The organism is Vicinamibacteria bacterium, assembly GCA_035620555.1.
Classification (GTDB): Bacteria; Acidobacteriota; Vicinamibacteria; order Marinacidobacterales; family SMYC01; genus DASPGQ01.
Genome location: DASPGQ010000492.1, coordinates 1 through 3,368 on the forward strand (window position 1 = coordinate 1; position 3,368 = coordinate 3,368).

The 3,368-nt window shown below is 61.7% G+C and carries 4 protein-coding genes; 2 read left to right on the top strand and 2 right to left on the bottom strand.

Annotated elements, in window-relative coordinates:
- Nucleotides 1–90: 90 nt before the first annotated feature.
- Nucleotides 91–786 carry a L,D-transpeptidase family protein gene (locus VEK15_20110; protein ID HXV63015.1) on the bottom strand — a complete coding sequence of 232 codons (696 nt, stop codon included), beginning with the start codon at nucleotides 784–786 and terminating at the stop codon, nucleotides 91–93.
- A 76-nt stretch (nucleotides 787–862) separates the two neighbouring features.
- Here VEK15_20110 and VEK15_20115 point away from each other — a divergent pair, with 76 nt between their 5' ends.
- Nucleotides 863–2,140, top strand: a complete 1,278-nt coding sequence (locus VEK15_20115; protein ID HXV63016.1) for a S41 family peptidase — start codon at nucleotides 863–865, stop codon at nucleotides 2,138–2,140.
- Nucleotides 2,141–2,147: 7 nt separating this feature from the next.
- On the opposite strand, the gene VEK15_20120 is transcribed toward VEK15_20115, so the two are convergent.
- On the bottom strand, nucleotides 2,148–2,585 hold the full coding sequence (locus VEK15_20120) for a RidA family protein (GenBank protein ID HXV63017.1): 438 nt from the start codon (nucleotides 2,583–2,585) through the stop codon (nucleotides 2,148–2,150).
- 328 nt (nucleotides 2,586–2,913) lie between these two features.
- On the opposite strand from VEK15_20120, the gene VEK15_20125 reads away from it, so the two are divergent.
- Nucleotides 2,914–3,204 carry an RNA-binding protein gene (locus VEK15_20125; GenBank protein ID HXV63018.1) on the top strand — a complete coding sequence of 97 codons (291 nt, stop codon included), beginning with the start codon at nucleotides 2,914–2,916 and terminating at the stop codon, nucleotides 3,202–3,204.
- The last annotated feature ends 164 nt before the right edge of the window (nucleotides 3,205–3,368 follow it).

Genomic DNA, 3,368 nt, shown 5'->3' on the forward strand with positions numbered 1-3,368 from the left:
AGGAGAACGAACAGAATCTCCATGCGGATAACGAGAAGTAGACAATCACGCCTGAGGCGCCGAAATACGGGGATTGCCGTAGGTTGGGGACTACTCGGGGAGCTCCCAGGCGAGCTTGAGATCTTGATGGAGGTCCTCGGGGAGCTGAACGAGAACCGGCGCAGCTCTCTCGTCGAGCCAGTTGACCAGCTCGTGGATTCGGCTCGATTCCATGGCCGTGCAGCCGGCTGTCTTTCCGCTTGGCGAAGACCAAGCGTGGAGAAAGATACAAGACCCGGCGCCCTTCTTCCGATTCGCGTTGTGGCCGACGACGATCCCCCAAACGTAGCCCGGGATCTCGCGCATCCGTTCCGACGAATGCCAATCGGACGAGGATCTTCGTTGAGTGATACGGGCGTAATCGACGGATTCAGGGTCGTCGACGCATTCGACCGTTTCGGTCAGCTGCAGATAGGGCATCCGCAAGCTGGAGTCGGGTCGGTCGAACCCAAAAGCCTCCACGAGGTCGAACACACCGGCCGGGCTCCTGCCGTCGCCCTCGGTCTTGACGGGAAGCCCCGGGAGAATTCCGCGATGGAGGCCGAGACCGGCGGCGAGACCTCGCTCGCCGACGACGATGGGCCAGCTCTCTCCGACCCTCACCCACTCCCGGGCAGCGCGACTGCGTTGAAATCGAAAGAGTACGCCCGAAGTGGAATCGGCCGCGGGGGTGAGCACGAGAACGAGCTGTCTGGATTCGGATGGAATCGGGCTCGACACCATGGCGGCAACGAGCAGCGCGATCATTCCACCGCCATTGTAACGCCGTCCTCGGCCTTCTCCGGGTGGCAAAAAAGGGGTATCCTGATCCTGGTCCAATCTCATGGCCTGCCGTTTCCAATCGGGTGCGATACTAGGACTGCTGCTGGCGTTCGCGTCTCCTGCCTCGTCTCAGACGGACTGTTCCATCATCGGCCAGAACACGCAGGTGCGCACGATTCTGGACGAGTTCTATCTATGGTATCGGGAGCTCCCTGACCTGGACCCAGCTCTATTCGACTCGCCCGAGGCTTACCTCGATGCCGTACGTTTCAGGCCGCTCGACGCGAGCTTCAGCTACGTTTCTTCGAGGCAGGCGACCGAGGCCTTCTTCTCCTCGAGCCAGTTCATCGGGATTGGCTTCTCGATGCGGCAGACCGGTCCTCTCGAGCTCCGAGTGAGTCAGGTCTTTCCCGACAGTCCCGCCTCGGAGTCCGGGCTCGCACGGGGGGATTTCCTGACTGCTATCGCGGGACGAAGCATCGAGGACCTTCTCACCAACGGCGGGCTCGACGAGGCTCTCGGACCGAGCGAGATCGGCTATACGCTCGAGCTTTCTTGGCGGACCCCGAGGGGCCGCGAAGAGACGGCCACGGTTACCAAACGCCTCGTGACGATACCGACGGTTTCTCAGACCGCTATTCTCGACGCCTCTGGCCTCCCGGTTGGGTATGTCCACTTGAGGAACTTCGTCGAGCCATCCATCGCAGCTCTCGATCAGGCCTTCACCGAGCTGGGGTCCGCGGGCGTGACCGACATCGTGCTCGACTTGCGCTACAACGGCGGCGGACTCATCGACGTGGCACGCCACCTGGGCGGGCTCATCGGCGGGTTCAGGACCTCGACCCAGGTGTTCGTCGAGCTCGTGCACAACGACAAGAACACGTTTCGGAACCGGACCATCCGGTTCGAAGATCCCGAGGCAACGCTCGATCTGCCTCGGGTCGTCGTCATCACCACGCGAGCTTCGGCGTCCTCGAGCGAGCTTCTGATCAATGGCCTCCGACCCTTCGTTCCGGTCACCGTCGTCGGCGAGCGGACCTTCGGGAAGCCCGTCGGTCAGTACGGCTTCGACCTGTGTGACAAGGTGCTCTTTCCCGTGTCCTTCGAGAACAAGAACGCTCGCGGCGAGGGCGGCTTCTTCGACGGCATACCTGCCGATTGTGAAGCCGCGGACCAGCTCGGCCGGCCTCTCGGTCATCCGGACGAGGACTCGCTCGCCGAGGCGCTCCACGTCTTGACAACGGGCCGATGCAGCCCATCTCCCGGCGTGAGAGCCTTACGCACGGATTTCTCCCCACTGGCGAGGGACGGATATCGGCAGATGTTGAACGCCTGGTAGGCCCGCCCTATTCGCCAACTACCGCGATCGCCTCGATCTCCACGAGAAACTCGGGTTGCGCCAGGCGCTCGATCTGGACGAGTGTGCTCGCCGGCGGGTTTCCTTGGAAGTACGTCGCCCGGACATCGGCCGCCTCACGAAAGGCATCGATATCAGTCGTGAAAATGTTGATCTTCACGATGTTGGAGAAATCCGCATTCTGAGAAGCGAGCACCGTCTTGAGATTCTCGAGCACCTGTCGCACCTGCGCCCGCATATCGGCGGCGCCGACGAGCGTTCCCTCACCGTCGAGAGCAACCTGTCCGGCGATGAACAGCAGATTCCCAGCTCGAACCAGGTGGTGGTACGCCGTAGGCTGGGTCATCCCCTCGGGGTTGATGCGCTCGATCGTCTGGGCGCCCGCTCCGGAAGCAAACAAGGCGAGAAGAAGAGTCGTGAATCTCATTTTTGTCCTTTCTCGAGTTCGGTCGATCTCCGCGTGGAAAGAAACGCCCAGTTTATCCGATCCCCGACCTCGGGTCCGGAGCACGAACAGACGCCCATTCGGGCCGCGGATTCGCCCTCGGATCCCCGTCCGCAGTCCCCGAAAGTGCAGGTTGCGACCTTCGGCGTTTCAGAGTTTCAGCAGTCGTTGGGCGGTCTAATCCCTGTGGAAACACAAAAAGAGTCGCGGTATACTAATCGCCGCCAGAATGGTCTGGTGGTGAGTGTCCCTGTGAGCCCACGAGAAGCCTCCAGCGACTCAGTGAGCCTCAGTGGTTGGAGGTTGTTCGTTGAAAATCTATGTCGGTAATCTCAGTTACAGCACGACTGAGGCTGGGTTGCGCGACCTGTTCGCTCAGCATGGGAACGTCGAGGACGTGCACATCGTGACGGATCGGGACACGGGAAGGCCGCGCGGATTCGCCTTCGTTTCCATGCCCGAGCGGGGCGAGGCGATCGCCGCAATCGATGCTTTGAACCGCAAGGAGTTCGAAGGCCGCACTTTGAACGTTAGCGAAGCCAGGCCGAAAGAAGAGCGCGGCGGTCGCGGCGGCGGCGGGGGGTTTCGCGGTCGTCGCTGAAGCCTCGGTTATCGACTCCTCCCACCGACCCGAGGCTTTTCGGGTCTCGGCACGTCTTCCATCGCGTTTGCCCTGCAGGCGTTCGTCCGCCAAGAGCCGGATCTTCGAGGTCGCTCCCGATGGCGGTCATCAAAAGCGACTGAGAGGGGTTCCGTTTCACCGCT

Bases quoted from the DNA above. Each gene is read 5' to 3' on its own strand.
- VEK15_20115 (HXV63016.1), top strand. From the start codon at position 863: ATGGCCTGCCGTTTCCAATCGGGTGCGATACTAGGACTGCTGCTGGCG.
- VEK15_20110 (HXV63015.1), bottom strand. From the start codon at position 786: ATGATCGCGCTGCTCGTTGCCGCCATGGTGTCGAGCCCGATTCCATCC.
- VEK15_20120 (HXV63017.1), bottom strand. From the start codon at position 2,585: ATGAGATTCACGACTCTTCTTCTCGCCTTGTTTGCTTCCGGAGCGGGC.